This window comes from Zoogloea sp. LCSB751, assembly GCF_002028455.1.
Classification (GTDB): domain Bacteria; phylum Pseudomonadota; class Gammaproteobacteria; order Burkholderiales; family Rhodocyclaceae; genus Zoogloea.
In genome coordinates this window covers 1-257 of sequence record NZ_MWUM01000364.1, presented here as the reverse complement: position 1 = coordinate 257, position 257 = coordinate 1, and the positions used below count along the sequence as shown (strand labels likewise).

General features: G+C 61.5%; 1 protein-coding gene. It reads left to right on the top strand.

Translation table 11 applies throughout. From position 1 onward, the window contains the following. Nucleotides 1-46: 46 nt before the first annotated feature. On the top strand, nucleotides 47-257 hold a 211-nt coding region (locus B4920_RS26965; protein WP_139379723.1), incomplete at its 3' end, for a hypothetical protein.

Sequence of the window (257 nt, the reverse complement as noted above, 5' to 3'; positions counted from 1 at the left end):
TGAAGCCCATAACAGCTTGCCCAAGCGTGTGGAGCGCGCCGCTTCCATGCTGCGCGACGGTAAGGAGGCGACGGCCAAGACTAATGCGGCCATCGGAAACACCCCGAACGCCGAACGTGACATCGGCAACCGCCGCGAAAACCGTAGCCAAGAACGCGCGCTGGAACGCGAGAAGCTGGGGTCAGACCTGCGTCAGCGACATGGCGGCACACCCCAACATCCGAGCAAGCAGGAGTCAGACGACGATGAAAACTATG